The following is a 25,817-nucleotide window of genomic DNA, read 5'->3' as shown; positions in this document are numbered from 1 at the left end:
AGAATTGACCATTGGTGATTATTTACGAAAGAAAAGTTTTCGAGGGCCAAAATCTAAAAGGACATGCGAAAATGCACCCGCAAAGAAAAAGAGAAGATCAAAAAATACCATAGTTAAATAGGAGGCGGCTGTGCACGCAACGATTGTGAAGATCATTGCGCAAAGCGCGCCGATAAACCACATCGAATGCGTAATACCGCGATGCTTTACCGTAAGTGGTATCAATGCAATAGTGCTCATAATAGCGACGTCGGTGATCCTCCTTTGCCAAAGCAATACAACAAAAACTACCGCAGTTACCCTAAAAAAAAGCTGTTGCCCCTTACTTTTAATATCGATATCGGGAAACAAGGCACCAAGGCATGCGCAGCACAACCATTCGAATAACGTTGAGAACGATGCCGATAAAAAACCGGCAATAAAAACAACTAATCCAAATGAAACCACGCCACCAACTAAATGTGTTTTGTATCCGGGCATTTTTACCCCTAAAAAAGAATCGTTTTTATTAACGTATGTTAATTTATACAGATGATCCTGTAGCTTTCATCTGCATTAACGTAGCACCCGGATAATAAAACTGCAAAATAGATTTATAGTGATGCCCTGCGTCAAGCATGCGGCGCGCTCCCCACTGGCAAATGCCCATGTGGTGGCCGTACCCCTTTCCAGTAAAGCAAATTGCTTTCCCTTTTTTTTCTACCGTAAAGCAATAACTTTTAATTTTGCTACATAGCGCATACATTTGTTTGCAATTTAAATGGAGCGCGTGATTCGATCCTTGAATCAAAACACGTTGTACAACGCCCGCTTTATCACGCTTTACTACTTTAATTTCTCGTATTGATCGAACCGAATGCCCCGCTTTTTTAAGCAATTCTTGAAAATGCTCCAGCGAATATTCCACACGCCAACCAAATATTTTGCATCCTTTACAGAAATTGCATTTTTTTTCACGCGCTAGATAAGGAGCACTTTTAAAATCGATGCCGCTAATATGCGCAGGAATCACTCCCCCGCAACATGAATCAAACATCGCCTCAATTGGCTTTCCATTATATGCCATAATTAATCCGCGGGTTTGCTCTATTGCTTCCCTCAATCGTTCGCTCTTATGCACGCCGTTATAGGTCTGATGAATATTAGTATTTTTAATATGATACAATTTCTTTTTTGTATTTGCTTCTTGGATTCGTTTCATTACATAGCTGCGCGAAGCGACTGCAAAAGTTTTATTGATTTCAAGCGGCCAGCCAGGCCAACTTTCAGAATTAAGCACCGAATAAACGTATTCTTCAAGCTCAAGACAATTAATTAATTGAATTGTATCACCTGATGCATCGATTAAAAAAGATCCATGGTATTCGCGCTCTTTGAATTGCACATACCCTTCACTTGGTTTAATAAAAAAACGCGCGTGAGCAACTTTTTTTCCGTTAATCAAAATATTTTTTTTCTGCGCAGTAAGCCTTATTTCCGGTTCTTGAAAATGTATGCCAGAAACGCTTTCATAGGCAATTAAATGAAAACCGGAGGGCGCACTGATCGTCCAACCCTGAAAATCTGAACGCTGTGCTTCATCGAGAAGCACGTTAACAATTCGTGGCCTTTCTTCATTCAGCTCTTTTTTTTCGACCGATGAATCGGTCGGCATAGTAGTTTCAATCTCAGATTGAATGGACGCCTCAACTGCTTGATCAATAATCTTTTTTTTGTAGCGATACCTCCACGCAAATGCGTCTGTGGAAATAATGAGAGAAAGAAATATAAACGAAAGCGAACGATACCTAGAGAGTAATTGCATGATTTTCAAGGATTTTCACAAATTCGTGAGGAAGTGATACTTTTTTATCTATCCCTTCATTTGCCGCAGCATCCGCTTCGGCATTATACTCTCGCTTAATATGGCAAAATGAGTAACGCTGATTTGCAAGAAGCACCCACGCTAACTCAAATAATTTTTTTAGATGAATATCTTTAACACGGTATTCACCCTTCATTTGCTTAATGAGAAGTTCTGAATCGGCCATGATATAAAGCATATCATCCGGCTCTATAAGTTTTCGGCACAGATAAATGCCTAAAAGAAGCCCAAAATATTCAGCCTGATTGTTTGTTTTGTGCCCGAGATAGAAGCCTTTTGCTTTCACCAGTTCATCATCTTTTTTAATGACGACTCCCGCTCCCGCAATCCCTGGATTTTTTCGAGCTGCACCATCAACAAAAAGCTGCCAGGTGTGCCCCTTCTTTACTTTTGGCTTTGTCGGTTCCGTGCAATGCTCAAAAAGCGAAAGCTGGGTCATGATGCTGGTGTTTCCTTGTGATCCGAGCCGCTCGGGCGCTCAAGATAGAGAAACCTAAAACAATCACGGCAAACAAGCAGTTTATTTTTACGTAATTCGGCAATATCTTTTTGGGAAATTTGATAAAAGCATGCGCTGCAGCTTCCGTTTTGCACTGGCACTACGGGATTAGATACTTTTAAGCGCATCGATGCATATTTTTCAAGCCAATCAGCAGGTATGCCCTCTTCTTTTTGCACACGAACGACCAACAGCTCTTTGATCTTATGATCGATAGCTGCAATTTTTTGCATCACCTCTTGAATCACAACATCAAGCTCTGCAGATCTTTTGACGCAAAACGCTTTTTTTTCTTCGGTTTCTTTTTGAGTTACTTCGTACGTCTTCCATGCAGCAATAAGACCATCTTCAAGCCCCAATTGCTTTTTTTTAACCGCCTCTATTTCATGTTTGAGCGATTCATATTCTCGCTGGCTGTTTGATTGCTCAAGGCGCGCTTTTTTGCCTTTCTCTTGTTCATCAAGATCGGCCATTTCTCGCTCTTTAACATCAACCTCTTTACGCATATCATGAAGATGTTGCTTGGCATTCTCCATTGAAGTCTGAAGAACATCAAATTCTTGTTTGTGCGTGTGAAGTTCGTGCTGTAGTTTAGTTCTTTCTTTTTCTGCAGAGACAATAGATTGGTCGTACTGGATAAGATCTATGAATTTTGAGAGTGGGTACTCATTCATAAAGTAACCCCTTTTTTTTTAAGTCCTTTCAGGACATTTCTTGGGAAAATCCATGCATTATAAAAACAACATAATGCGCTTATAATCCTTAAAAAGGACTGGCCGCGCCAGTCGTAGTTTGCCGAGCCGGAAGGCCTGAATAAACGTAAACTGGTGGGCCCACCAGGATTCGAACCTGGGACCTCTCGGTTATGAGCCGATTGCTCTCACCGCTGAGCTATGGGCCCGTTTATTTTTATAATTGCTCGTTATTATATCTCAATATTTGGGGATAAACAAGAAGTGCATCAACTACCGCAAGCAGTCGCACAAATACTCCATTTTTGTTTATCTTTAAACTATACTATTTGTATACCATTTAAGGACCAAAATGAATGGAACAGTAATTATTCTCAATGGGCCATCTGCTGCTGGTAAAAGTTCTATTCAAAAAGAATTCCAAAGACTGATGATGCCAAATTTATGGATAAAGTTAGGCATCGATAATTTATTTGATTCGCCCATGCCAGAAATCAATCTCAAAAATATCACTTTTTGGCAATCTCAAAACCCTATACGATGGGTTGAATCCTCTAAAGACCATGAGGGCAATCCTGTAATCTCTCTCTTTACCGGACCAGAGGGAGAAAAAGTAGCCTATGGTATGAATTCCGCGATAGCTGCATACGCAAACAATGGCTGCAATATTATTGTTGATTATATCGCCTACAAAAAAGAATGGTTGGATGATTTACAGGAAAAATTGCAGAATGCTCAGACTTACTGGATAAAAATAGCTGCTCCCTTAAATACACTAGAAGAACGTGAAACTGCTCGGGGCACATCGCCCAGAGGGCACGCCCGCAGCCACTATGATTATATTTATTGGGATTTAACGTATACTATTGAAGTAAACTCAGAAAACGAAAACCCGCAGTCTATCGCAATAAAAATTAAGGAATTATGTCTACCTTAGAAAAAAATGTAGTTCAAGCTTGGGGGGCGCAAGGGAAAGAATGGCTTAAAAATTTGCCTACTATCGTTGAAGCATTAGCGGTCAAATGGCAACTGACCGATCTGACGCCTTTTAGGAATCTTTCGTACAATTATGTACTTAAAGGTTTCCAACATAAAAAGCCTATAGTCGTAAAATTGGGGTTTGATAGTATTGCCATAAAACAAGAAGGCTTAACGCTCGATACGTATAAAGGAAGCGGTTCCGTTCGATTACTTGATGCTGATTTATCTATGAATGCTTTGCTTATTGAGCACGCTATTTCAGGAACGACGCTTAAATCTTTTTTCGCCCATCGTGACGATCAAGCAATCGCGCATACGGTATCGGTCATAAAACGACTGCATACGATTCCAGTAGCAGAACCTTCGCTGTTTCCCGATCTACCTGAATGGCTCAAAGCGTTAGAAAATCCACATCCTGCATTATCGACGATTCATATTAATAAGGCTCGCGAACTATCCAGTTCGTTACTCGCAACTCAAAAAGAAAAAGTATTGCTTCATGGCGACCTACATCACGAAAATATCGTCTCCAGTGCACGCGATAGTTGGCTTGCGATAGATCCTAAAGGAATTTGGGGCGATCCAACGTATGAAGTGGGTGCATTCATCAGAAATCCATTTCCGGAACTATTGCATCAACAAAACCTCAACGATATCATTGCTCGCCGCATTACGCTCTTTGCACAGCATTTAAACTTTGATCGTCAACGAATCCAAGAATGGGCCTATGTGCAAGCGGTGCTTGCAGCCTGCTGGGCAATGGAAGATGGTGAAACAGATCCGAATTATGCGATGATTGAAGCAGAGATTCTCGAAATAAAATAATCAAATCTATTTATTGTCTCAGTTCTGATCATTATTATAAATTCAAAAAAAGACTTTTTTTTGAAGGAAAAAACTATGAGTTCAGTACTTTCTGGCGTAAAAATTGCAATGCTTGTTACCGATGGCTTTGAGCGACCTGAAATGGTTGATACGCGTAAGGGGCTTCAAGATGCAGGCGCTACCGTTACATTAATTTCACCCAAGTTTCCTAAAGTGAAAGCTTTGAATCATATAGAATGGGCCGATGAATTTCAAGTCGATCTTCCTCTAGAAAAAGCACGCGCTGCAGATTTTGATGCGATCGTGCTGCCAGGCGGTATTATAAACCCTGATTTATTGCGCGTGATGCCAGCCGCTATTAAATTTATTAAAGATTTCGTTGATACTGGTAAACCAATAGCAGCAATTTGCCATGGGCCATGGACATTGATTGAAACCGGATTTGTCCAAGGAAAAAAGATGACTTCGTGGCCTTCACTCAAAACCGATTTGATTAATGCAGGAGCAAATTGGGTGGATCAAAAAGTCGTCGTTGATGGCAAGTTCGTCACCAGCCGCATGCCGGCAGATATTCCTGAATTCAACGAAGCAGTTATTAAAATGCTTTCAAAAAAATAAGATTTTTCAAGCATCTCGCATCAAAAAATCTTTAAGGCGGCAGCTGTAGCCCCATTCATTATCGTACCATCCAAAGACTGATGAAAGTGTACCTAAGGAACGCGTAAGCGGTGCATCAAGAATTACTGATGAACTATTTCCTGAAAAGTCAGATGAAACTAACGGCTTGCTTTCCACTTCAATAATGCCGCGCATCGATTGTTTTGATGCATCGATAAATGCAGTATTAATAATTTCTGCAGATAGTTTTTTTGTTGATAAAAACGTCAACTCAATGAGTGAAACTTTGCCAACAGGGACGCGAACGGAAGACATTTCTACTTTTCCTGCAAGTGCTGGCATCACTTTTGGTACCATTTTTGCAGCGCCGGTGGATGTCGGGATAATATTGAGTGCAGCTGCGCGAGAAGTGCGCGGATCTTTTGCTTCAACATCAAGAAGCACTTGCGTATTGGTGTATGCATGCGTCGTCATCATCATCGCTTGTTCAAGCCCGCATTGATCATGCAATACTTTAAGCAGTGGAAACACAGCGTTTGTGGTACAACTACCAAGCGAAACAATGTTATGCTTTTTTGCATCGTACATTGCATCATTCACTCCAGGAATAATTGAAACGTCTTCGTCGGTAGCAGGAGCTGAAATGAGCACTTTTTTTGCACCAGCTTTTAAATGCTTCTCTGCATCTTCTCGATGAGTAAATTTTCCTGAACATTCAACCACCCAATCAATTTTAAGCGCGGCCCAATTAAGATTGGCAGGATCTTTTTCAGCAATTAAAGCAATTTTTTTGCCATCGATAATTAATTCATTCCCACGCTGCTCAACGGTCCCGGGAAATTTGCCCATCAGCGTATCGTATTGAAAAAGATGCCCAATTAAATCTGTTTTTGCCGGGCCGATATTAATTGCGACGACTTCAAGATCTTTTTTTGCTGCCGCATCGGCCATAATAACGCGCAAAAATGTTTTTCCAATTCTTCCAAACCCATTAATTGCAATTCGCTTCATACTCACTTTCCTTTTTTTGCTATCGGCACCAACTGCGAACTAATTCTAGCATTTCTGCTTGCTCTTCATTTTCTACCGGCGGCAGTTCCAAAATTAACGGCACCTGCGCAAATGCTTTAATATGCGTAAATTCTTTGAGCGCTTGCTGGCCCAAATTCCCTTTGCCCAGCAGTTCATGCCGATCTTTTTTTGTGCCTAATTTTTCGCTCGAATCATTTAAATGAATGAGTGAAACACGATCTGCAGTGATTGTTTGATCGACGAGCTGCAAAAATTGTTCACGTCCATGAGCAGATCCAATATCATAACCATACGCGTATGCATGCGCGGTATCAAGGCAAAAAGAAACCTTTTCCGATTGTTCAAGCCGCTCATAAATCTCTTTTAAGTCTTCAAGATCACTACCAACGGTCGCATTGCCATGTGCCGTATTTTCAATAATAAAATGCATATTCGATTCGTTTTTTATTAATGCGTTAAAAAGACGCACAAACTGATCGATCCCCTCTTGTTTTGTTGCCCAACCAGTTGCAGCTCCAGGATGAATCACTATCGCATTAAAATGAAGCGCTTTTGCCATTTCAATTTCACGGCGTAATAAATGAATCGTGTGGCCGGTCTCTTTTCCGCTCAAATTAACCCAATAAGAAGCATGCGCATATAAATAACCGCATTCATCGCGCAATGCAAGAAATCGATCAATCTCCGGCGATGAAAGCTCTAAATAGTTTCCCGTGCCCTGGTGAATCATAAAACATTGAAAACTCTTAGTGCCCAATTCCAGTGCTTGGGGTATGAGATCCACAATCGATGAAGTGATACGTAAATGTAAACCGATCGTTCTCATAGAGAAAATTCGCGTTGCAAAACGGTGGAATCAATAAATGGCTTTAATAATTCGGAAAAATCTTTTTTTAATCGTTCAAGATCTTGAGGCGAATTTCCTTCAAATCGCACAGAAAGAACTGGCTGCGTATTGGATGATCGTAAAATTCCCCAACCATACGGGAATGTTGCACGAATGCCATCAATCGTTATCAACTGAGCATCCGTTCGACGCTTAAGCTCTTCAAGAGCGTGATGCATGATCTTTTCTTGTTTTTCTGGCGCACATTCGATGCGAATCTCTCGCGTACTAAATTTGTGTGGAAAGATTTTCAATAAATCATCGAGCGTTTTTTTTGATTTGCCGAGTAATTCAAAAAGGCGCAATAACGCGTAAATACCATCATCGTAGCCAAAATAACGATCACTAAAAAAGAAGTGGCAGCTCAACTCTCCTGCAAGAAGTGCATTATTTTGCTTCATTTGATTCTTAATAATCGAATGCCCAGAGGGGGACATAACAGGAACTGCTTGCCAAGAACTGAGCAATTCAATCAATGCAGAAGAACATTTAATATCAAAAACAATTTTGGCATGAGCGTGATCTTTAATAATTTCCCGCGCGAAAAGTGCGAGCAGCTTGTCACCCTGCACCAATTCTCCCGATTTGCTCATCGCCGCCATGCGATCGCAATCGCCATCAAGCCCAGCGCCCAATTGCGTATCGGTCGTTTTAAGAACGTGCCGGACTTCGAGCATATTATGCTCCACCGTCGGGTCCGCTTCATGATTTGGGTAGGTACCATCAACCGCTGGATAAAGAAGTTGAATGTTTGGCCATTTCATTGCGCGAACTAAGTCTGGAAGTACGGTACCCGCAGCGCCATTGCCGCAATCAACAACCGCTTTCATATCCATCCCACGCAAATGAGGAAAATGATCGCACATCCATGCAATATAAGAAGGAATGACCGCTTTTTCTTTATACACGCCGTGCTGCGCATTTTTTATCGCGGCGCCCGAATGCATTAATTTTTTTATTTCCTGAATCTGCTCGCCCCAAACTGATTCTTTACCCAAACACATTTTAATACCATTGTACTCTTTGCCATTATGGGAAGCGGTTATCATCAGGCCGCCATCAACTGGCACATTAAACAATGAAAAATAGAGAACCGGCGTTGGGCACATACCAATAAAAAGAACATCGATACCGCTTTCTTGGAGCGCTTTGCATAAAAGTTCTTTAATCGCTGCAGAATGGGTTCTGCCATCCATGCCAACCGCTATTGTTTTTATGTTCGGTTTTCTTTGTTTAAAGTAAAACGCTATTGCCTGGCCAATACGATAGGCATCAGCTATTGGAAAATCGGTACCGACTTTGCCACGAATATCATATTGCCTGAAAATTACGTCATTCATTTTCTCAATTCCTTTATATCAAGGCGGTATTTTTGTAGCGTAGCGCAAATAAAGCTAAAAGCAATGGAGCATTATTGCCGAATAACCTTGAACCGGTTTAATTACAACGCTAAAATGAAACGTGAAAATAGTTACCTTCGAAAAGAACCATGATACCGCTCAAACTTCAGCTTAAAAATTTCCTCAGTTATGGCCCGCAATTACAAACAATCGATTTTGCTCCGTATCATTTAATTTGCCTCAATGGGAAAAATGGGCACGGCAAATCGGCGCTCCTTGATGCTATCACCTGGGCGGTTTGGGGCCAAGCGCGCAAAACTTCAGGCACCGTTAAACCTGATGCACAATTGATGCGCCTAGGGCAATCGCATATGCTGGTTATTTTTGAATTTCAATTTAACGGGCAACGGTATCGCATTCGGCGGGAATATGCAGAAACGGCAGGAAAGCCGTACGCAGCGCTCGATTTTGGCATCATTGATCCGCAAACCGATAAAATTCATTCATTAACCGATAAAACAATTCGGCTTACGCAAGAAAAAATCGAATCCATGCTCGGTCTTAGCTTTGATTCGTTTGTTAATACCGCATTCTTACGCCAAGGGCAATCGAATGAGTTTTCAAAAAAAACGCCCAAAGAGCGCAAGGATATTCTTGCTTCGATCTTAAATTTAAATCAGTACGATCAATTGAGAAATGCCGCGTTTGCAAAAACAAAACATGCGGCAGCAGATTCCCATGTTATCGATCAACTGCATCAGCGAATGACAGTTCAGCTTGAACAAGAACCGCTGTTTCTGGAACAACTTTCACTCGTTGAACATCAAATGAGCGAACTGGATACACAGGCATTAAACGTTTTACAGCAAATGGCACAATTAGACGAGATTAAAAAAAAGCTCGCTACCGCTGCGCAACAGCTGCACATCGCACAATTCAATCACGATCAATCTGCACGCGAAACAAAAGAAAAAACTGAGCAACTACAAAAATTATTTTCACATTGGCGCTTAATTCATCGCCATCATCGGCATATGCCCGATACTTCAGAGATTGAAAAAGAGTACGCTGCAGCTGCGCAGCGACTCGTAATTTTACAAGAGCAAGCGCAAAAACGATTAACTGCACAACAAGAATACTTAGCGCTTAGAGAAAAGACATATCGGATTACGCAAAAAAATCAGCAAGAGATACAAACACAGCTCGCGATGCAACAACGCGCCATAGATCGAGTAACTTCTTCTATTGAACATAAGAATAACAACATTCTTATTTTCGAACAGCAAAAAAAAGTGCTCGAAGAAAAAAATCTAGAACTTCAAAAAGCGCATGCTGCATATGAAGAACAACATGCAAAGATCGCACATCTATTAAAAAACAAAGAGCAACTTGCACAGCAATTTGAAAAAAGAAAAAATTATTATCATCGATGGAATGCACAGTTTCAAATTATTCACAGTGAGCTGATGCAGTTTGAACAAAAAAAATTAATGACCGAAGATATCACCAACCCCAGCTGCCCATGGTGCGAACAAAATTTATCTGCAGCGCGCAAACGTTTTTTAAGAAACAAACTCGATAGAAATGAATATAAAATAGCGCGCCGCGCTGGGCGTTTGAAAGCAGCACTGGCAAAATTAAAACAGTTACTGATAGATCAACATACGCAGATTTCTCAGCTGCAAAAAAATGAACAAGAATTTTCAACGCTGGAGCTGATGCAAAAAACTAATGATCACGATATGCAAACATGCGCGCATGAACAAGCAGCACTTGAAGCAGCTTTGCAAGCGGCGCACAAAGAAATTAGTGAGCATCAAAAAGAAAATGCGCAGTTAGAAGAACAACGCACGATCTTGCAGAATCGATTAACAACGTGCGTTCAAGAAGATCCTGAATATAAAGAGATTATCGCAACGATGAATGATATTGAGCAAGAAGTAAAAGCGATGAACTATAGCGAAGGAGATCTTGAAAAAGCAGCACAATTAGCCGCATCTGCACAAAAAAAATTAACCGATTTGCGACAATTGGTGCATGAGGCTTCATTGCAGAAAGAACGTTCCCAAGCAATTAGTCAGTTGTGCGCACAGATAAAACTCCGCAGGAAAGAATACGCTCTATTGCAAATCCAGCTTGAAGCACACGTACATGAAAAGAATGAACTTGAACTGGCGTTGGCTTCTGAAAATAAAATACGGGAGCAAGCGGCTACTCTTCAGCACGAAAAAGAGCGATTACTCGAACAAAAAGGCCAATTGGCTCATCAACTCAAAACGTGCGCTATGCTTAAAAAAGAAATGCGAGAACAAATAGAAAAGAAAAAAGAGCTCAATACCATTATTGATGAATATCACATAATCGCGACCGCTTTTGGCAAAGAGGGAATTCAAGCGCTCTTGATTGAAGATGCGCTGCCCGAAATTGAGTACGAAGCAAATCTGCTCTTAGCTGAATTAACGCACAATCAAGCGCATATTATTATCGACTCGTTGCGCGATTTAAAAAAAGGCGGCACGAAAGAAACGCTCGAAATAAAAATTTCCGATCCGCTCGGTATTCGGCCCTATGAAATGTTTTCGGGCGGTGAAGCGTTCCGCATCGATTTTGCTTTGCGCATTGCGATTTCAAAACTTCTTGCACGCCGCGCGGGCACTTCACTGCAAACGCTTATTATTGATGAAGGATTTGGTTCACAAGATGAAGAAGGGATTGCGCATATTGCCGATGCACTCTATAAAATTCAAGATCATTTTGCTAAAATTATCATCGTTTCGCATTTGCCATCAATGAAAGATAATTTCCCCATACATTTTTTAATCGAAAAAGGCCCTCATGGAAGTAGTATTACAGTACATCAACAAGGATAAACTGATAAAGGCAACATTGGTATTCATAGGTTTCTTATGTTCTTACCAACCATCCACTGCTATGGATGATAAAAAGTTGTTAGCAGCTGCATTATAGTGGAACTCCCGACGCTTTGGGTATCTTAAGAAAAGAATATTTACGGCAAAAATGGAATCCTTGGCAACTACAAATGAAACTCGATCCAGGGTCGGTCCCTATAACTTTTGATGATGTATCTCTTGATGAATTAATATTTAATGGTAGCCCGGGAACCCATAAGTTAGAACCATTTGATGATACTCTAAAAAAATTCCCACCATCGACTCGTGATTTTTGCAAAAAACTTATAGAAGAAAAATCAAAAGAATCGCAGGACAAAAAATAGGCCATGAAAAAAAACCATGAATTATTGCTATTTTCTCTATTTCTCTTCAACTCGACGTTTACAATGGAAAATAAAGAAATAACCCACCCAGTTGAAATTCCAGATATTTCAAGACTCATTGCTTACGCGCTCGTTAATGTTTCTATCAAAACGCCGGGTCAACTTCTCTCATCTATTCTAAATTTTTCAAAAACTAGCAAAAAGATTCGGCTATCAGTTTTTCCATTGCTCTGTGGATACAATAATGAGACAGGCAAGCCATCAAACGAATCTGCGCAATTCAATAATTATGCACTCACTCTATTAAAAGAACATTTCACCGTGCAGCAACTATCTCAAGAAATTTCATCTGAATCATCGCCCGAATGCCTTGCTGCCGCCTATATAGGAACACCCTATGCACTTGCTATATTAAAAAAGGAATATGACCTGTCGATCAATATTGAAGTCTTTCAAAAAAAATTAAACAGAAATCTTATTTCAATCTTAATTGCATCATATCTTGCGGACAGATTGTCGATAGGAAGTCTTTATCGAGCTCAGCCCGAATCTGTCGAAGAAACATTAAAAAAATTCCCACCATCAACTCGCGTCTTTTGCAAAAAGCTTATAGAAGAAAAACCAAAAAAATAATTGGTTGTTATTTATTGCATTGCTTTCGCATGCTTTCTTATGCTGCCTTCAATATTCTTATTGGAGGATTTTTAAATGCTCAGAAAATTATTGTTATTGCTCATTTTTTTGATGACACCAATTTTTCTCTCAGCCGGCACGTGGAATGTTTTTTGCTATATGGATTCAAGTGATGATCTAAACGATATGGCAATAAAAAATATCACCGAAATGATTCGCGCTCAGCCAAATGAAAACGTTACTTTTTTGCTCCAGGTTCATGCATATAGAGATGTAGCCCTTCGCTATCAAATTACAAGCGATGGACTGCAGTTTTTGCAAGAATTGACACTGAGCGGGAAAAGCGCCCAAGATTTTATCGATGCTGCGCAATGGGCTTTTGCGGGAAAAAAAACAGATCACTCGATGCTTATTTGTTCAAATCACGGCTGGGGAATTTTAGATCCATTCTGGAATGATCAAGATAAAGAATGGCAGCTGGAATCGTATCAAGATTGTGAAAGCGAAGCAACATGCAGCTTGCCGCGATCCAGAAGATCGTGCGTTAACGACCATCGCTTGCATAAAGGGTTTATGTTCAATGATGTGGCGCATACGTATCTAAATAATAAAGATTTCGTCGAAAGCTTATCTTTCATCACAGAACATATTTTAAACGGGAAGAAACTCGATATTCTCGGATTTGATACCTGCATGGGCGCTATGTTTGAAGTAGGCTATCAGCTGGCTCCATTCGCTCGCTATTTGGTTGGGAGCCAAAGTTGTTCGTTACGCGACGGCTTTAACTATTTTGAGATCATTAAAGCACTTAATAATAAACCAGAACCAAAAGAATTAGCGACTACGATGGTACATGCGTTTGATGATTATTATTCAAAAAATGATCCATCAGGAATTTATACGCATGCTGCACTCGATTTATCGTTAGCAGACGAGGTACGTATATCTTTTGATCATGTTCTTCAGCTTTTGATTGATGCACATTTTATTGATCTTGCTGCGCAAGCCTGCAGCGAAAGCCCAACATTCTGCATGTGGCCGATGTATACCGATTTTGTTACGCTCTGCAAAATTATAGAATCAAAACTATCCAAATACTCTTATGCATTTCCCTCAATTAAAAAGGCAATGCACGAATTCTATGACACGGCGCAAAAATTCGTCATCGCGCGTTGCGGCGGATTCTCAACCAACGATTTAGCTCATGGTTTTGCGCTCTATGCCCCACGCGCAAAAGTTGATGCTTCGTATTATGGTACAAAGTTCCAACAAGATTCGCTGTGGATTAAAATTTTGGAGTATGCACAAAATAATCCTATTAATTAGCAAACAACCCGTTTTTCATCGATCGCTTTTTTGTGCGTTCTTCCTAGATAAAATGCGATGAAAAACCAACATGCAATAATGCCAAACCCCAGATAACTTGCCCATAATGCATGGCGCGCGCGCCCGGCAACCTCTCCTAAATTTTTTTGCATGGGGGTCAGCGTCATGTTAAAAAGCGAACCGCTTTGTTTTGCACCACGCGAACCAAAAGCATCAATCCATGCTTGCGATTTGAAACGAACATCATGCGTCGTTGGAATGTACAACTGCTTGACTGCCGGGCTATTTAACGAATAATTAATTGCTTTAGAACTTGCCATGAGTGCAAATAAAAATGAGAGACTATTAAGCGTTACAAACCCCAGCGTCGCCGCTGCATAAATCACCGGCATAAGCAAAAGCGCTATTGCAACCCCAAAAAACCTGGCAATGTTTCCTATACCGCATAGTAAAAAAATAAGTGCTATTAAATTAACCGAACTGCCATAAATTCCTAAAAACTCGGCAAGTTCAACACCGCTATAATGCTGGGCCGCAAGCGAATTAAAATGTACGTCAAAAATCGTGCTTAAAAAATCGGGAAATGCTATAACCGCAAAAATTCCTAATAAATATGAATGGCGCAGCAATAAATAAAGCCCTTCAAAGAACCCCATTTCCTGTTTTTTCTCTTCCCGCGATTCATTTTTTCCATGAAATGAAACTAAAAGATCTGGCGGCGTAGAGATAAAAAAACGTTTAAGTAAAAAAATCAAATAAAAAATGGAGGCAGCACAAATAAATAAAGAAAGCGCACTTGTTTCAAACCCTAAACGCAACGGCAAGCTAGAAATAAAATAGGGGCCTGCGATGCCACCCAATTGCCCGATTGCTACGATGAGTGAAAACCCTTTTTTTGCAGATTCCGGCTGCGTGGTATCCGCGGCGATTGCCCAAAATAATGCGGGAAATAAAGCGCCAAAACTTTCTGAGAAAATATAGAAAGCGTACACCAACAAAGTGCTACTTATATTTGCAAAAGCGCTGCCTGATAAGCTCAAAAGGCATTCTGATTGCGCAATATGCCCCGTAAATAAAAGAATCCCAAAGAATACGGAGCATACGCCGTAAATACCTGCAAGAAGATAGAAAACTTTTTCCCGTGCAAATTTTTCAAGAAGTTTAGTGTACAAAAGCACAATAGGAATAAGACAAATAAATGAGATTGTTTTTGCCCACGGAATTTGACTGGCACCGATTAAACTGCAAAATATCGCGGTTTTGAGCTGACTTAACGTCCAATACACCCCGATAATAAACGCAAACAGTGCACCCATTCTCAAGAATTTCTTAAATTCTTCAGTTTCGAAATTCCCAAAAATCGGCTTTGCCAGTTTTTTAAAAAAAGAAAGGAACATAAGTCGGGGCCTCACTGAAAGGTAAGAAAATAAGATACCGTCATTCTATACCAACTTATTTATTATGATACTTATTAAGTGTGCTATAAAACGAGGTTTCCTCTCAAGAGTTAGGCTCGGAGAATAGATAATCGTTAAGATTAAAGAATGTGCATATCGCTTTGATCAAACGCTGGGAAATTAAAGCACAGTACTCGAACAGGACTATTTCCAGACGACTTTAAATGATGAACCATTCCTGGTAATAAAGTAACCGATTCGCCGACGTTTAGAATTTGACGACAACCATCAATTTCAATTGCTAATTGGCCGTTCACAACGACAAAAATCTCGAGCCCAATTCTGTGATAATGTTTTGGAGAATCGTTTATCTCAAGTAATGAAGCACTCCATTCTCCGTTAATTTTACAGTCATAAAAAAGATCGTACGCCGCATAGTCTCCACAGTCAATTTTGCTTGGGAAAAACTGAGGGTCGAGCGGCGGCAACATAGTAAGCTTGTTAGTTTTCCACTCACACGATTCTTCAGGAGCATCAAAAAAAATATCATCGCGATAATCAAGCCCTGGCAAATCAATCCGGAGAAATTGTGCTTTTTTTTCAGGCGCTAATTCATGTATTATTCCAGGATTGAATGTAACAATATCTCCAGGATTCAGTACGATGTGCTCATCTGCGATGCGTCCGTGGACTTTCCCTTCTACTACAATGGCGATTTGACGCTGTAATTTGTGATAATGCGGGACGATGGGACCGGACATTTCAAAAAGCCCTAGCCGCCATCCTTGCTCCGCTTGCAAAGGTACTACTGGAAAAACTATTAATTGTGGATTTATTTGATATGCTTGCCGCTCTGGCGTCGATACATAGTTCACCATAGTATGCCCTAAAATACGTTTTTTAAATGAAAAAGCTGTTGAAAAAGAGTAATGATTTATTAATGATTGTCCACAGAAGATTAATGTATGTGAAAATGAGCAAGCTATTGACCCACATTCCTTACTTTACTGTCAACTTTTTTGGCGATATCAATCGGCCAATCTTTGGCGGTATTTAATATCAAATCGTAAAAGCGAGTGGATGTAAGTTGCACTTCTTCTTGTTTATCTAACTTAAAACGTTCTATAAAATTGTTACGAAATTCGTTTAGCTTAGGAATATAGGGATCTGGTATCCCATTATTTATTAATTTGTTAATTGCAAATTCAAGCGCATTCTTCAATTGCCTGCTTTTTATCGTATCAATAATAAAATCGTCTTCACCTTCTGCTAATTTATATAATGCGGGAAATTGTTCGAATGCTAAAAAAGCAAATCTTCTTTCGTGAAAAACACCCGATTCATTACGTTGTTCAATTCTTTCGATTAAAACATCAACGGGGCAATAGAGAAGAACTTTAACCATTTGAAAATCTTTGAAAAAGGTATGAAATTCCTCATATTTTGTTTCGTACTCCATCACCGCATCGATAATTACATCGCGTCCATTTTGCGCGGCTTCTTTAGCTTTCCGGTACATCGGCGGAATTTCTGTAAAAAGAAGTTCTCGCGCTTCTGGCGCAAAATAATGTTCTCCAGTTTTTTTTAATAAATAATCGTGAAGAAAAAGCCACGGATCAAAACCGGTTTTTAGATCAAGCCCCAGCTCAACCGCTTTGGTAACGAGCGCAGCTGGAAACCAATCATCAACGTTAAACAGTACGTACGCTGGATTAAGTTGATGCATTTCTTTCAAAACGGACGATTTACCCGCAGAGGAAGTACCATTGAGGAGAATAACTTTTCCGGTTTGCATTGCAACACCTATCCGCTTGTTTTCTGATTACAATAAGTGTGCGGTAAGTGATAAAACAGTTGCAAGCGTTTGTTCAAATGATTTCTATCGTCGCAATTATTCAGCAATTACTTTTTTTATTGAAGGAATGTGCTCTTGCAAAGTGGCTTGAATGCCACCGATAAGCGTGTAAAAAGAAAAAGGGCACCCGACACAAGCGCCCTGAAATTTGATATGAACTATGTTTTCTTTGATGTCGATAAGTTCAATGTCGCCACCATCAAGCTGAATTTTTGGTCTGATGTGTTCAGCGATGACTTTTTGAACTTGCTGGGCAAGTTCAAATTGTGGCTGCTCGGTCATTAATTTATACCCATTCCAAACGAGCAATCGTTGCGGTATCGCTCTCGCGTTGCCCCATTGGAATTACACGTGTATAACCGCCAGGGCGAGACACGTATTTTGGCGCAATGTCTTTGAATAATTTATCGATCGCATCGTTGTTATAAGGAACGAGCGAATGCACTCGGCGTCGAACAGAGAATGTGTTTCCCTGACGAGCTAACGTCACTAATTTTTCTACTTGTTTACGTACTTCTTGTACACGAACTTTTGTAGATTCTAAATGACCGTGCATAATCAACGTAATAATTTGATTGCGCATAACCGACCGCTTGTGCGACGGTTTCATATTTAATTTTTTTCTACCAATTTGATGTTTCATAGCAGCACCCGGTTTTACGTTTTTTACTCTTCACTGTGCTTGATGAGTCGTTTGACGTCATCTTCGCTAATATTCGTACCAAATGAAAGGCCATACGTCTTGAGGCTTTCTTTCACTTCGCTAGCAGATTTGCGACCAAAGTTTTTGATCTTGAGTACTTCGTCTTCCGACATACGTACGATATCAAGAACGCGTTTTTTTCCTGCATTAATTAAGCAGTTGTGCGCGCGTACCGATAATTCAAGTTCATCAATCGGTTTGAGCAAAAATTCAGGAGAAATTCCTTTAAGTCCTAAATCGATCGCTTCGATTGCTTTGTGCCCTTTTTCTTCATGCGGCATAATTGAAATTTCATTAAACGGAATTTCAGCGCTTGCCAAGAAGTGTTCAAGCTGCGTACGAAGTACAGAAACTGCATAGTGCAATACATCGAGCGGATTTTCTGAACCATCAGTATGAATCTTCAGTGTCAATTTATCGTAATCGATTTCTTTACCAACACGCGTCTTTTCGATTTCGAACGTAACTTGACGTACTGGCGAGAACATCGCATCCATATAAATTTTACCATCTTCTTGCAGCGGCTTATCTTCAGGCCATTGCGCAGGACGATAGCCACGGCCAGCTTCTACAAAGAATTCGATTTCTAACTTTCCACGCGGCGCCAAATGCGCAATAACGTGATCTTTATTAACCAATTCAATGTGACTATCCGTTTTGATATCGCTAACTTTAATCGCGCCTTCACCTTCTGCGTTCAAACGCATCATTCCCGGTACGCCCTCTTTGTTACGAACAACGATCTCTTTAATATTGAGAACAAGTTGCATCGTATCTTCAACAACGCCTGGCAATGCGGTGAACTCATTGTTCACGCCTTTAATAACCACAGCAGTGATCGCTGACCCTTCTACTGCACCAAGCAATACACGTCGGATTGCGTTACCCAAAGTGATCCCAAATCCGGGTTCCAATGGTTGCGCAACAAGCTCGCCATAGTTGCTGGTCAACGTCTTTTTGTCCCACGTCAATCGTGGAATGATGAGAGGTTTATACACCTTCTTATTCATGATTCTCCCTACCCGTATTGCTCTGTCTTTACAAACTATGCATTCACTAGCCCGTTGGCATTATTTAGAATACAACTCAACAATCAAGTGTTCTTCCACTGGTTGCTGAATATCTGAACGCACAGGGAAACGCAATACGCGTCCTTTACGATCATTCTTTTCTAGCTCCAACCACTCAGGAACTTTGATACCAATTTTCAAACGTTTATCAACTACTTGTTCTACAAACGCAGCCTTTTTCTCAACAACTTGAGGAGCTAACGAAATAATATCGTTTAATTCAACAAGGTATGCTGGCGAATATACTTTTTTGCCATTAACCAAAATATGGCCATGCACAATAATTTGACGCGCTTGTGCACGCGAAACAGAAAGCTTCAAACGATAGATTACGTTATCAAGACGTCGCTCAAGGAGAGACAAAAGCGCAGCGCCTGTTGCTTCCTTACTCTTTGTCGCGATAGTAAAAAAGCGTTTAAATTGACGCTCAGCTACTCCGTACGTACGTTTTACTTTTTGTTTTTCTGCAAGCTGTCTGCCATATTCTGAAGCATTTCGCTTGGTAGATCGTTCCGATTGATCTTGAAGTTTGGTTGTCGCTTTAATTTTCATAGTTTCCCTATATGATCACTAACCCACATTTACTGCTAATCAGGTTATACACGGCGTTTTTTGGCTGGACGGCATCCGTTATGAGGCAACGGAGTAACATCGCGCAATACAGTAACGTTCATTCCTGCTGCTTGCAGTGATCGAACAACTGAGTCGCGGCCAGAACCAGGTCCTTGCATATTAACTTCTACTTCTTTAATCCCCATACCCATCATATCTTTTGCAAGCAATGATCCAACCTGAGTCGCCGCATAGGGAGTTCCTTTACGGGAACCTTTAAATCCAAGTCTTCCTGCACTACCACAAAGTAGTACATCACCATCTTGAGTAGTAATAGAGACTAACGTATTATTAAAACTTGATTTTACATGCGCAATAGCAGAGGTAACTTGACGTTTTACTTTTTTAGTCTTTTTTTTGTAAGCCATGCTACTTTTAAATCCTATTGATTTTAATTACTTCTTCGTTACCTGACGTTTCAATGCAATAGCACTTCCTGCTTTACGAGGTCCCTTGCGAGTACGCGCATTGGTTCGAGTGCGTTGCCCCCTTACTGGCAATCCCTTCTTATGGCGAGAGCCACGATAAGATCCAATCTCTTGAAGACGTCGAATGTTCAACATAATTTCTTTGCGAAGTTCACCCTCAGCTTTATAGTTCTGAGAAACTTCTTTAGAAATCGATGCCACTTGTTCGTTCGATAGATCTTTTACACGCGTATCTAAATTAATTTTGAGTTTTCCCAAAATATCGCGTGATGTTTTCAACCCAATTCCGAAAACATAGGTAAGCCCATATTCAATTCGTTTTTTTGGGGGCAAATTAACACCTTCGATTCGTGCCATTTGAAAAATCCTTTTTAAAAATACGTAGAGCCCTATTAGCCTTGACGTTGTTTATGCCTTGGGTTCTTTTCACAAATAATTCTTACAGTTCGTTTTCGCTTTACTACCCGACAGTTTGAACATACTTTCTTAACCGATGTCCTCACTTTCATTGCATATACCTCTCAACAATGCGGTGTTGTATTAATTTTTATAACGTAACGTAATCCTACCGCGGTTCAAATCGTACGGAGAAAGCTCAAGAGCGACTTTGTCCCCAGGCAGAATTTTAATATAGTGCATTCTCATCTTACCCGAAACATGGCCAAGCACCACGTGCCCACCTTCGATTTCAACGCGAAACATTGCATTTGGCAATGTCTCTTTTACAATCCCATCAACACGGATTACGTCTTCTTTCTTCTGTTTCATACCACCCTTAATAAGACCGAAGTCTCGTTAATATAAGCGGTTCGCTCTCGGTAACCAAAACGGTATCTTCGATATGAGCCGCCAAACTTTTATCTTTCGTTTTCACTGTCCACGTATCGTGCGTAACGTACACTTCGTAGCTACCCTGTGTGATCATTGGTTCTAGCGCAAACGTCATTCCTGGACGCAAAACTGGCCCCCTACCGGGAGCACCGTAGTTTAAAATCTCAGGATCTTCGTGCATATGCTTACCAATACCATGACCCGCAAAATCACGAACGACGCCAAACCCGTGAACTTCAACTTCGCTTTGTATCGCATGCGAAATATCGGTAAGTTTATTGCCAGCTTTCGCTTGAGCAATTCCTTTATCTAACGAGCCGAGCGCTACGTGAAGGAGTTTCTCTATGTCGGCAGGCATTTTCCCTACAAAATAGGGACGCGCTGCATCGGCACAATAGCCCTTCCACGAAGCACAAATGTCAACTTTTACTAAATCACCAGTTTCTATAACTCGCGTGCCTGGTATTCCATGCACAACTTCATCGTTTACTGAGATGCAACTTGAATGCTTATATCCCTTGTAACCCTTAGTTGCCGAAACCATCGACCGCTTGCTTAACTGCGCTGCAATCCACGCATCGATTTCAAGCGTTTTTTTTCCTGCACTTACCACTTGGTTAAGCTCATGAAAAATTTCGGCTAAAAATGCACCTGCAGTCTGCATCTTTTGGATAGCGACTTTATTCTTAATAGTTATCATCGATATCCATAAAGCGCGTTTTTTAAATCTACAAACACCTCATCCAATGGCTTTTCCACATCAAGCTGGGCAATATGCTTTCCTTGCTGCTCATAATATTCTATAAGCGGCTTTGCATAGCCATGATAAGCTTTCAGTCGCTCTTTAACAACATTACCGCCGTCATCAGATCGGCGAATTAATTTGCTAGAACAACGATCACAAATTCCCGCCTCTTTAGGCTTAAGCGCATCCTGAGCTGCTGAATATACCGTTTGGCAATCTTTATTTTCACAAACAAATCGAGCTGCTAGGCGATCGATGAGTATTTCATCAGAAACCGCCAGCTTTACGAGCTTGAAGTTCAATTTAGATTCGTACTTTTTCAAAATTTCATCGAGCGCTTGCGCTTGAAAAACACTTCGAGGAAAACCATCTAAGATAACCCCTGATTGTTGGTCAATTTGCTCAAGCAACCACTGCTCAACCATACTCACGATGAGCCGATCTTCCACTAATTTACCAGATTTAATGGAAAAATCTATTTCCTGGCCGATTTGAGTGCCTGCTGCAATGTGTTTTCTGCAAAGAAATCCGGTTGATAGCTGAACCCATCCCAACTCATCAACGCATAGCTGCGATAAAGAGCCCTTACCCGCCCCGGGGGGGCCAATGAAAACTATCAACTCTTTCTGGCTGTTCACCGCGCTATCCTGCTTTTGAGTCTACCTGATGTTAAAAAACCTTCATAACGATGTTCAATAAGGTACGATTCAATTTGTGCCGATGTTTCAAGTGCAACACCAACTACAATTAAAAGGGACGTTCCACCTAGATAGAATGGCATCTTAAAAAGCATGTACATAAAATTTGGAAGGAGCGCTAAGCAAGCTAGATAGATTGCGCCTACAAGCCCAATTCTATTGAGAATGTAGTTAAAAAAATCTGCTGTTTGTTTACCTGGGCGTATTCCAAGAATATACCCACCACTCTTTTTAATATTGTCAGCTAATTCTTCCGGATTGAATACCAAAGCAGTATAAAAGAACGAGAAGAATACGATAAGAACAAATTCAATAACGTTAAATAATACTGCGCCAGGTGCGATCATCTCAGCAAATTTTCTGAAGATATCATGACGAGAAGAAAGCATCACTGCTAACGTCGCGGGCAATTGAAGTACAGAAGATGCTAAGATTACGGGCATAATCCCTGCAGTATTGATCTTAAACGGTATATAGGTGCTTTGACCGCCGTACATACGCTGGCCGATAATACGCCGCGCATACTGAACTGGCACTTTTCGTTCACCTTTTTCAAGATAGACGATACACGCAGTGATCAAAACAAAAATAAGCAAAATAAGAATTGCTTGCCACATCTCCATGGTTCCAATATCAACAAGCGCCTTGGTCTTGATAATATATTCAGGAAACCGTGAAACGATACCAGCAAAAACGATCATAGAGCTCCCGTTGCCAATGCCGAAAAGCGAGATTTGATCGCCTAACCACATCACAAAAAGAGATCCAACAGTTAAAGAAAGTACAAACATCAACCTGAAGCCCCATCCTGGCGTAAACGCCAAGTTGGCACTTTCTAAGTAAACTGCATAGCCGTAGCTATACATAATACTTAAGCCAATCGCTAGATAACGTGTGTACTGATTAATGATTTTTTTGCCATACTCACCTTCTTTGAGCAATTGCTCAAAATAAGGCACCGTCATGCCAAGCATCTGCATCATAATTGAAGCAGTAATATAAGGCATTATCCCGAGGGCAAAAAGCGTTGACTTGCTCAATGCGCCGCCAGAAAAAACATCCAAATAGCTTAATAAACCACCAACCCCTGTTGCTCGCTTCATATGCTCACCAAGCATAGGCACATTCACTCCGATTACCGGAATGTAGGTACCAAGTCGATCAATTATCAGAACTCCAAGGGTAAAAAGGATCTTTTTTCTGAGTTCAGGAATCAGAAAAATGTTTTTAAAGTTCTTTAAGATGACCACTACCTCAAATCTCCTTTACTAGTTCAACCTTACCACCAACCGCTTCAATCATTTCAATTGCTGCTTTGCTTGCTGCGTGAACATGAACAACTAATTTTTTAGAAAGAGTACCGCCAGCGAGCAATTTAATTGGTGATTTTCCAAGAACAACGCCTTCTTTGGTCAGCATTTCTCTTGTTACTTGATCACCAGCTTCACAACGCTCTTCTAGCGTACCAATATTCACGATTTCAAATTTATTTGCGAAATTATAATTATTAAATCCGCGTTTAGGCAAACGGCGGGTCAAAGGCATTTGGCCACCTTCAAAAGCGGTTCTTACCTTAGATTTGCCACCGGTTCTTGCTTTCTGACCTTTATGACCTTTGCCAGATGTTCCACCGCGGCTACCACCACGACCAACACGTTTTCTTTTTTTAACTAATGGTGTCAATTCATTAAGCTGAAACATGACTGCCCTTCATTATTTCTTTAGCTGTTTTGCCTCTTAACTTCGTGATTTGATTCAACGTACGAAGTTTAGCGAGTGCATTCAAAGTAGCTTTAACTACGTTTTGCTTGTTTGAAGAACCAAGTGATTTGGCAAGAATATCTTCAACGCCTGCCGCCTTCATAATCGCGCGAACTGCTCCACCCGCAATAACGCCCGTACCTTTGCATGCTGATTTGAGAACAACACGGCTTGCACCATGCTTACCCATCACATCATAAGGAATGGTCGTGCTACGAACTGGAATGCTAAACATTGAACGACGCGCCTTTGTGGTTGCTTTAGCAATTGCACTTGAAACCTCGCGGCTGCTTCCTGTTCCAATGCCAACACTTCCTTCTTGATCACCCGATACAACGAATGCTGAGAATGAAAATCTCTTACCGCCCTTAGTAACCTTAGTTACTCTGCGAACACTCACGACCGAATCAACAAATACTTTTTCTTTACGCTCTTGTGCCATCTAGTTCCTATCTAAATCTTATAAGCTCAATCCACCTTCACGCATACCATCAGCGAGCGCCTTAACGCGCCCGTGATACAAGAATGATCCGCGATCGAACGCAACGCGATCAACACCCTTGCTAACAGCACGCTTGGCCAATTCTAACCCTACTGCCTTTGCCACTTCTGACTTATCGCCTTTGAGCGTTTTTAGTTCTAACGATGAACAGCTAACGAGCGTCTTACCAGCGACATCATCAATAATTTGTCCATAAATATGGCTCGCGCTTCTAAATACTGTTGCGCGTGGCAATCCACTGCCCTTTACCGATTTTCTAACTCTAAGAGCACGCTTTTCTTTTCTGAGCGCTAATTTTCTTACGATCGACACGTTAATTCCCTATGTTCAATTATGCAGCTTTTGTCTTGCCAGCTTTACGAATAATAACTTCACCAGCCAACTTAATACCTGTTCCCTTGTACGGCTCAGGTGGTCTCAATGCGCGAATCTGACTGCTCACTAAGCCAACAAGCTCCTTATCTGGGCCTTCAACAGTAACCAACTGACCTGTTTTATCTGCTGTTACGTTAACACCTTCAGGAACAACAAAATTTATTTTATGGCTATACCCAAGGGAGAAAACAATGTTTTTCCCTGAGACTGCCGCCTTAAAACCCAACCCTGTAATATTAATTTCTTGCTTGAAACCTTCGGCACTGCCTTTAATTTCGTTAGCCAAAATCGCACGATGCATGCCCCAAAGCATTTTGTTTTCGCGGGTCAGCTGCTTGCAAGTAATGGTTAAAAACTTGTCGGCAATTTCCGCTTTCAATGCTTCTGGCAGCTTATGTGAGCCTGATGATTTTTTACCTTTGTAATCGACAACGTTTCCTTTAATTTCGACAGAAACGCCTTCGAGTGATATCGGTTTTCTTCCAATCTTAGACATAGTTTCCCTTCCTACCAAACAGAGCAGATAACTTCCCCGCCTACTGATAATGCTTTTGCTTGTTTATCAGTCATTATCCCTTTATTGGTGGTGAGGATTGAGATGCCAAATTTTCCGATAATCGGTTTAATATTGCTTGAATTTACGTAATAGCGACGCGCTGGTCTGCTTCTTCTCGTAATTTCATGAATAACCGATTCGCCATCAACATACTTTAAAATAATTTTTATCTTTTTTTGAGCAGCATCTTGATCGAATATTTCAAAAGATCTGATGAAACCTTCATTCTGCAAAACTTGGGCAACGTTCATCTTAATATTCGAGGATGGTGCAACCACAAACGGCTTACCTAGAGCAATTCCGTTGCGAATAATCGTCAAAAAATCACCAATTGAATCTATAGACATAATTTA

33 protein-coding genes and 1 tRNA gene are annotated in these 25,817 nt (G+C 40.7%); 7 read left to right on the top strand and 27 right to left on the bottom strand.

Going from position 1 to position 25,817, the window contains the following annotated elements; translation table 11 throughout:
• Nucleotides 1–18: 18 nt before the first annotated feature.
• The 5 genes from VHO47_01795 to VHO47_01775 all read right to left on the bottom strand — a co-directional run bounded on the left by VHO47_01795 (nucleotide 19) and on the right by VHO47_01775 (nucleotide 3,264).
• Entirely contained in the window at nucleotides 19–480 is a 462-nt protein-coding gene (locus VHO47_01795) for a metal-dependent hydrolase (protein HEX2977832.1), read from the bottom strand.
• A gap of 43 nt (nucleotides 481–523) precedes the next feature.
• On the bottom strand, nucleotides 524–1,804 hold the full coding sequence (locus VHO47_01790; protein HEX2977831.1) for a SpoIID/LytB domain-containing protein: 1,281 nt from the start codon (nucleotides 1,802–1,804) through the stop codon (nucleotides 524–526).
• Complete coding sequence (locus tag VHO47_01785; GenBank protein ID HEX2977830.1) at nucleotides 1,788–2,303, bottom strand: ribonuclease HI family protein; 516 nt, start codon at nucleotides 2,301–2,303, stop codon at nucleotides 1,788–1,790. The genes VHO47_01790 and VHO47_01785 overlap by 17 nt, the downstream gene beginning before the upstream one ends.
• A complete protein-coding gene (locus VHO47_01780; GenBank protein ID HEX2977829.1) occupies nucleotides 2,300–3,037 on the bottom strand; it encodes a hypothetical protein in 738 nt (245 codons plus the stop codon). Before VHO47_01780 ends, VHO47_01785 begins: the two co-directional genes overlap by 4 nt.
• Nucleotides 3,038–3,188: 151 nt before the next feature.
• A tRNA-Ile gene (locus VHO47_01775) sits at nucleotides 3,189–3,264 on the bottom strand.
• A gap of 143 nt (nucleotides 3,265–3,407) precedes the next feature.
• On the opposite strand from VHO47_01775, the gene VHO47_01770 reads away from it, so the two are divergent.
• From VHO47_01770 to VHO47_01760, 3 genes are all read left to right on the top strand, one after another.
• Entirely contained in the window at nucleotides 3,408–3,992 is a 585-nt protein-coding gene (locus VHO47_01770; protein HEX2977828.1) for a hypothetical protein, read from the top strand.
• The gene (locus VHO47_01765) at nucleotides 3,980–4,861 is read left to right on the top strand and encodes an aminoglycoside phosphotransferase family protein (protein HEX2977827.1); all 882 of its coding nucleotides are present in this window, start codon (nucleotides 3,980–3,982) and stop codon (nucleotides 4,859–4,861) included. Before VHO47_01770 ends, VHO47_01765 begins: the two co-directional genes overlap by 13 nt.
• A gap of 75 nt (nucleotides 4,862–4,936) precedes the next feature.
• On the top strand, nucleotides 4,937–5,479 hold the full coding sequence (locus tag VHO47_01760; protein HEX2977826.1) for a type 1 glutamine amidotransferase domain-containing protein: 543 nt from the start codon (nucleotides 4,937–4,939) through the stop codon (nucleotides 5,477–5,479).
• A gap of 6 nt (nucleotides 5,480–5,485) precedes the next feature.
• On the opposite strand, the gene VHO47_01755 is transcribed toward VHO47_01760, so the two are convergent.
• From VHO47_01755 to VHO47_01745, 3 genes are read right to left on the bottom strand one after another with little or no spacing between them, the layout of a single operon-like run.
• Nucleotides 5,486–6,490, bottom strand: coding sequence for a glyceraldehyde 3-phosphate dehydrogenase NAD-binding domain-containing protein (locus VHO47_01755; GenBank protein HEX2977825.1), 1,005 nt, complete (start codon nucleotides 6,488–6,490; stop codon nucleotides 5,486–5,488).
• Between the two features lie 19 nt (nucleotides 6,491–6,509).
• A complete protein-coding gene (locus VHO47_01750; GenBank protein ID HEX2977824.1) occupies nucleotides 6,510–7,337 on the bottom strand; it encodes a deoxyribonuclease IV in 828 nt (275 codons plus the stop codon).
• Entirely contained in the window at nucleotides 7,334–8,737 is a 1,404-nt protein-coding gene (locus tag VHO47_01745; GenBank protein HEX2977823.1) for a phosphomannomutase/phosphoglucomutase, read from the bottom strand. Before VHO47_01745 ends, VHO47_01750 begins: the two co-directional genes overlap by 4 nt.
• A 149-nt stretch (nucleotides 8,738–8,886) precedes the next feature.
• Here VHO47_01745 and VHO47_01740 point away from each other — a divergent pair, with 149 nt between their 5' ends.
• The 4 genes from VHO47_01740 (at nucleotide 8,887) to VHO47_01725 (ending at nucleotide 13,931) form a co-directional block, all read left to right on the top strand.
• On the top strand, nucleotides 8,887–11,607 hold the full coding sequence (locus tag VHO47_01740; protein ID HEX2977822.1) for an SMC family ATPase: 2,721 nt from the start codon (nucleotides 8,887–8,889) through the stop codon (nucleotides 11,605–11,607).
• Between the two features lie 170 nt (nucleotides 11,608–11,777).
• Nucleotides 11,778–11,972, top strand: coding sequence for a hypothetical protein (locus tag VHO47_01735; protein ID HEX2977821.1), 195 nt, complete (start codon nucleotides 11,778–11,780; stop codon nucleotides 11,970–11,972).
• 3 nt (nucleotides 11,973–11,975) lie between these two features.
• Complete coding sequence (locus VHO47_01730; GenBank protein HEX2977820.1) at nucleotides 11,976–12,605, top strand: hypothetical protein; 630 nt, start codon at nucleotides 11,976–11,978, stop codon at nucleotides 12,603–12,605.
• Nucleotides 12,606–12,680: 75 nt separating this feature from the next.
• Nucleotides 12,681–13,931, top strand: coding sequence for a clostripain-related cysteine peptidase (locus tag VHO47_01725; protein ID HEX2977819.1), 1,251 nt, complete (start codon nucleotides 12,681–12,683; stop codon nucleotides 13,929–13,931).
• Here the strand turns inward: VHO47_01725 and VHO47_01720 are convergent.
• The 19 genes from VHO47_01720 to rpsH form a co-directional block, all read right to left on the bottom strand.
• Entirely contained in the window at nucleotides 13,928–15,328 is a 1,401-nt protein-coding gene (locus VHO47_01720) for an Npt1/Npt2 family nucleotide transporter (GenBank protein ID HEX2977818.1), read from the bottom strand. The genes VHO47_01725 and VHO47_01720 overlap by 4 nt on opposite strands.
• 140 nt (nucleotides 15,329–15,468) lie before the next feature.
• Nucleotides 15,469–16,206, bottom strand: a complete 738-nt coding sequence (locus VHO47_01715; protein ID HEX2977817.1) for a cupin domain-containing protein — start codon at nucleotides 16,204–16,206, stop codon at nucleotides 15,469–15,471.
• 104 nt (nucleotides 16,207–16,310) lie between these two features.
• Nucleotides 16,311–17,123: an AAA family ATPase gene (locus VHO47_01710; protein HEX2977816.1), complete on the bottom strand. Its 813-nt coding sequence runs from the start codon at nucleotides 17,121–17,123 to the stop codon at nucleotides 16,311–16,313.
• A 96-nt stretch (nucleotides 17,124–17,219) separates the two neighbouring features.
• Nucleotides 17,220–17,465 carry a NifU family protein gene (locus tag VHO47_01705; GenBank protein HEX2977815.1) on the bottom strand — a complete coding sequence of 82 codons (246 nt, stop codon included), beginning with the start codon at nucleotides 17,463–17,465 and terminating at the stop codon, nucleotides 17,220–17,222.
• A gap of 4 nt (nucleotides 17,466–17,469) precedes the next feature.
• Nucleotides 17,470–17,826 (bottom strand): 50S ribosomal protein L17, encoded by a 357-nt coding sequence (rplQ, locus tag VHO47_01700; GenBank protein ID HEX2977814.1) that lies wholly within the window; start codon nucleotides 17,824–17,826, stop codon nucleotides 17,470–17,472.
• 23 nt (nucleotides 17,827–17,849) lie between these two features.
• Nucleotides 17,850–18,896, bottom strand: coding sequence for a DNA-directed RNA polymerase subunit alpha (locus VHO47_01695; GenBank protein HEX2977813.1), 1,047 nt, complete (start codon nucleotides 18,894–18,896; stop codon nucleotides 17,850–17,852).
• Nucleotides 18,897–18,956: 60 nt separating this feature from the next.
• Nucleotides 18,957–19,508 (bottom strand): 30S ribosomal protein S4, encoded by a 552-nt coding sequence (gene rpsD / locus VHO47_01690; GenBank protein ID HEX2977812.1) that lies wholly within the window; start codon nucleotides 19,506–19,508, stop codon nucleotides 18,957–18,959.
• 44 nt (nucleotides 19,509–19,552) lie between these two features.
• A complete protein-coding gene (gene rpsK, locus VHO47_01685) occupies nucleotides 19,553–19,936 on the bottom strand; it encodes a 30S ribosomal protein S11 (protein ID HEX2977811.1) in 384 nt (127 codons plus the stop codon).
• Nucleotides 19,937–19,963: 27 nt separating this feature from the next.
• Nucleotides 19,964–20,353, bottom strand: a complete 390-nt coding sequence (rpsM, locus tag VHO47_01680) for a 30S ribosomal protein S13 (protein ID HEX2977810.1) — start codon at nucleotides 20,351–20,353, stop codon at nucleotides 19,964–19,966.
• Between the two features lie 35 nt (nucleotides 20,354–20,388).
• A complete protein-coding gene (rpmJ, locus tag VHO47_01675; protein ID HEX2977809.1) occupies nucleotides 20,389–20,505 on the bottom strand; it encodes a 50S ribosomal protein L36 in 117 nt (38 codons plus the stop codon).
• A 31-nt stretch (nucleotides 20,506–20,536) separates the two neighbouring features.
• Nucleotides 20,537–20,764 carry a translation initiation factor IF-1 gene (gene infA, locus VHO47_01670; GenBank protein HEX2977808.1) on the bottom strand — a complete coding sequence of 76 codons (228 nt, stop codon included), beginning with the start codon at nucleotides 20,762–20,764 and terminating at the stop codon, nucleotides 20,537–20,539.
• A gap of 7 nt (nucleotides 20,765–20,771) precedes the next feature.
• Nucleotides 20,772–21,527, bottom strand: a complete 756-nt coding sequence (gene map / locus VHO47_01665; protein HEX2977807.1) for a type I methionyl aminopeptidase — start codon at nucleotides 21,525–21,527, stop codon at nucleotides 20,772–20,774.
• Complete coding sequence (locus VHO47_01660) at nucleotides 21,524–22,210, bottom strand: nucleoside monophosphate kinase (GenBank protein HEX2977806.1); 687 nt, start codon at nucleotides 22,208–22,210, stop codon at nucleotides 21,524–21,526. Before VHO47_01660 ends, map begins: the two co-directional genes overlap by 4 nt.
• Nucleotides 22,207–23,520 (bottom strand): preprotein translocase subunit SecY, encoded by a 1,314-nt coding sequence (secY, locus tag VHO47_01655; protein HEX2977805.1) that lies wholly within the window; start codon nucleotides 23,518–23,520, stop codon nucleotides 22,207–22,209. Before secY ends, VHO47_01660 begins: the two co-directional genes overlap by 4 nt.
• A 4-nt stretch (nucleotides 23,521–23,524) precedes the next feature.
• A complete protein-coding gene (gene rplO / locus VHO47_01650) occupies nucleotides 23,525–23,971 on the bottom strand; it encodes a 50S ribosomal protein L15 (GenBank protein HEX2977804.1) in 447 nt (148 codons plus the stop codon).
• Entirely contained in the window at nucleotides 23,958–24,473 is a 516-nt protein-coding gene (gene rpsE / locus VHO47_01645) for a 30S ribosomal protein S5 (protein ID HEX2977803.1), read from the bottom strand. The genes rplO and rpsE overlap by 14 nt, the downstream gene beginning before the upstream one ends.
• A gap of 18 nt (nucleotides 24,474–24,491) precedes the next feature.
• Nucleotides 24,492–24,839: a 50S ribosomal protein L18 gene (gene rplR / locus VHO47_01640; GenBank protein ID HEX2977802.1), complete on the bottom strand. Its 348-nt coding sequence runs from the start codon at nucleotides 24,837–24,839 to the stop codon at nucleotides 24,492–24,494.
• A gap of 25 nt (nucleotides 24,840–24,864) precedes the next feature.
• On the bottom strand, nucleotides 24,865–25,404 hold the full coding sequence (rplF, locus tag VHO47_01635; GenBank protein ID HEX2977801.1) for a 50S ribosomal protein L6: 540 nt from the start codon (nucleotides 25,402–25,404) through the stop codon (nucleotides 24,865–24,867).
• Nucleotides 25,405–25,415: 11 nt separating this feature from the next.
• Entirely contained in the window at nucleotides 25,416–25,811 is a 396-nt protein-coding gene (gene rpsH, locus VHO47_01630) for a 30S ribosomal protein S8 (protein ID HEX2977800.1), read from the bottom strand.
• Nucleotides 25,812–25,817: the final 6 nt, after the last annotated feature.

Source organism: Candidatus Babeliales bacterium, from assembly GCA_036260945.1.
Taxonomy (GTDB): Bacteria; Babelota; Babeliae; order Babelales; family JACPOV01; genus JACPOV01.
Note: the sequence above shows the minus strand (reverse complement) of the source record. Positions and strands in the feature narration are given on the sequence as shown.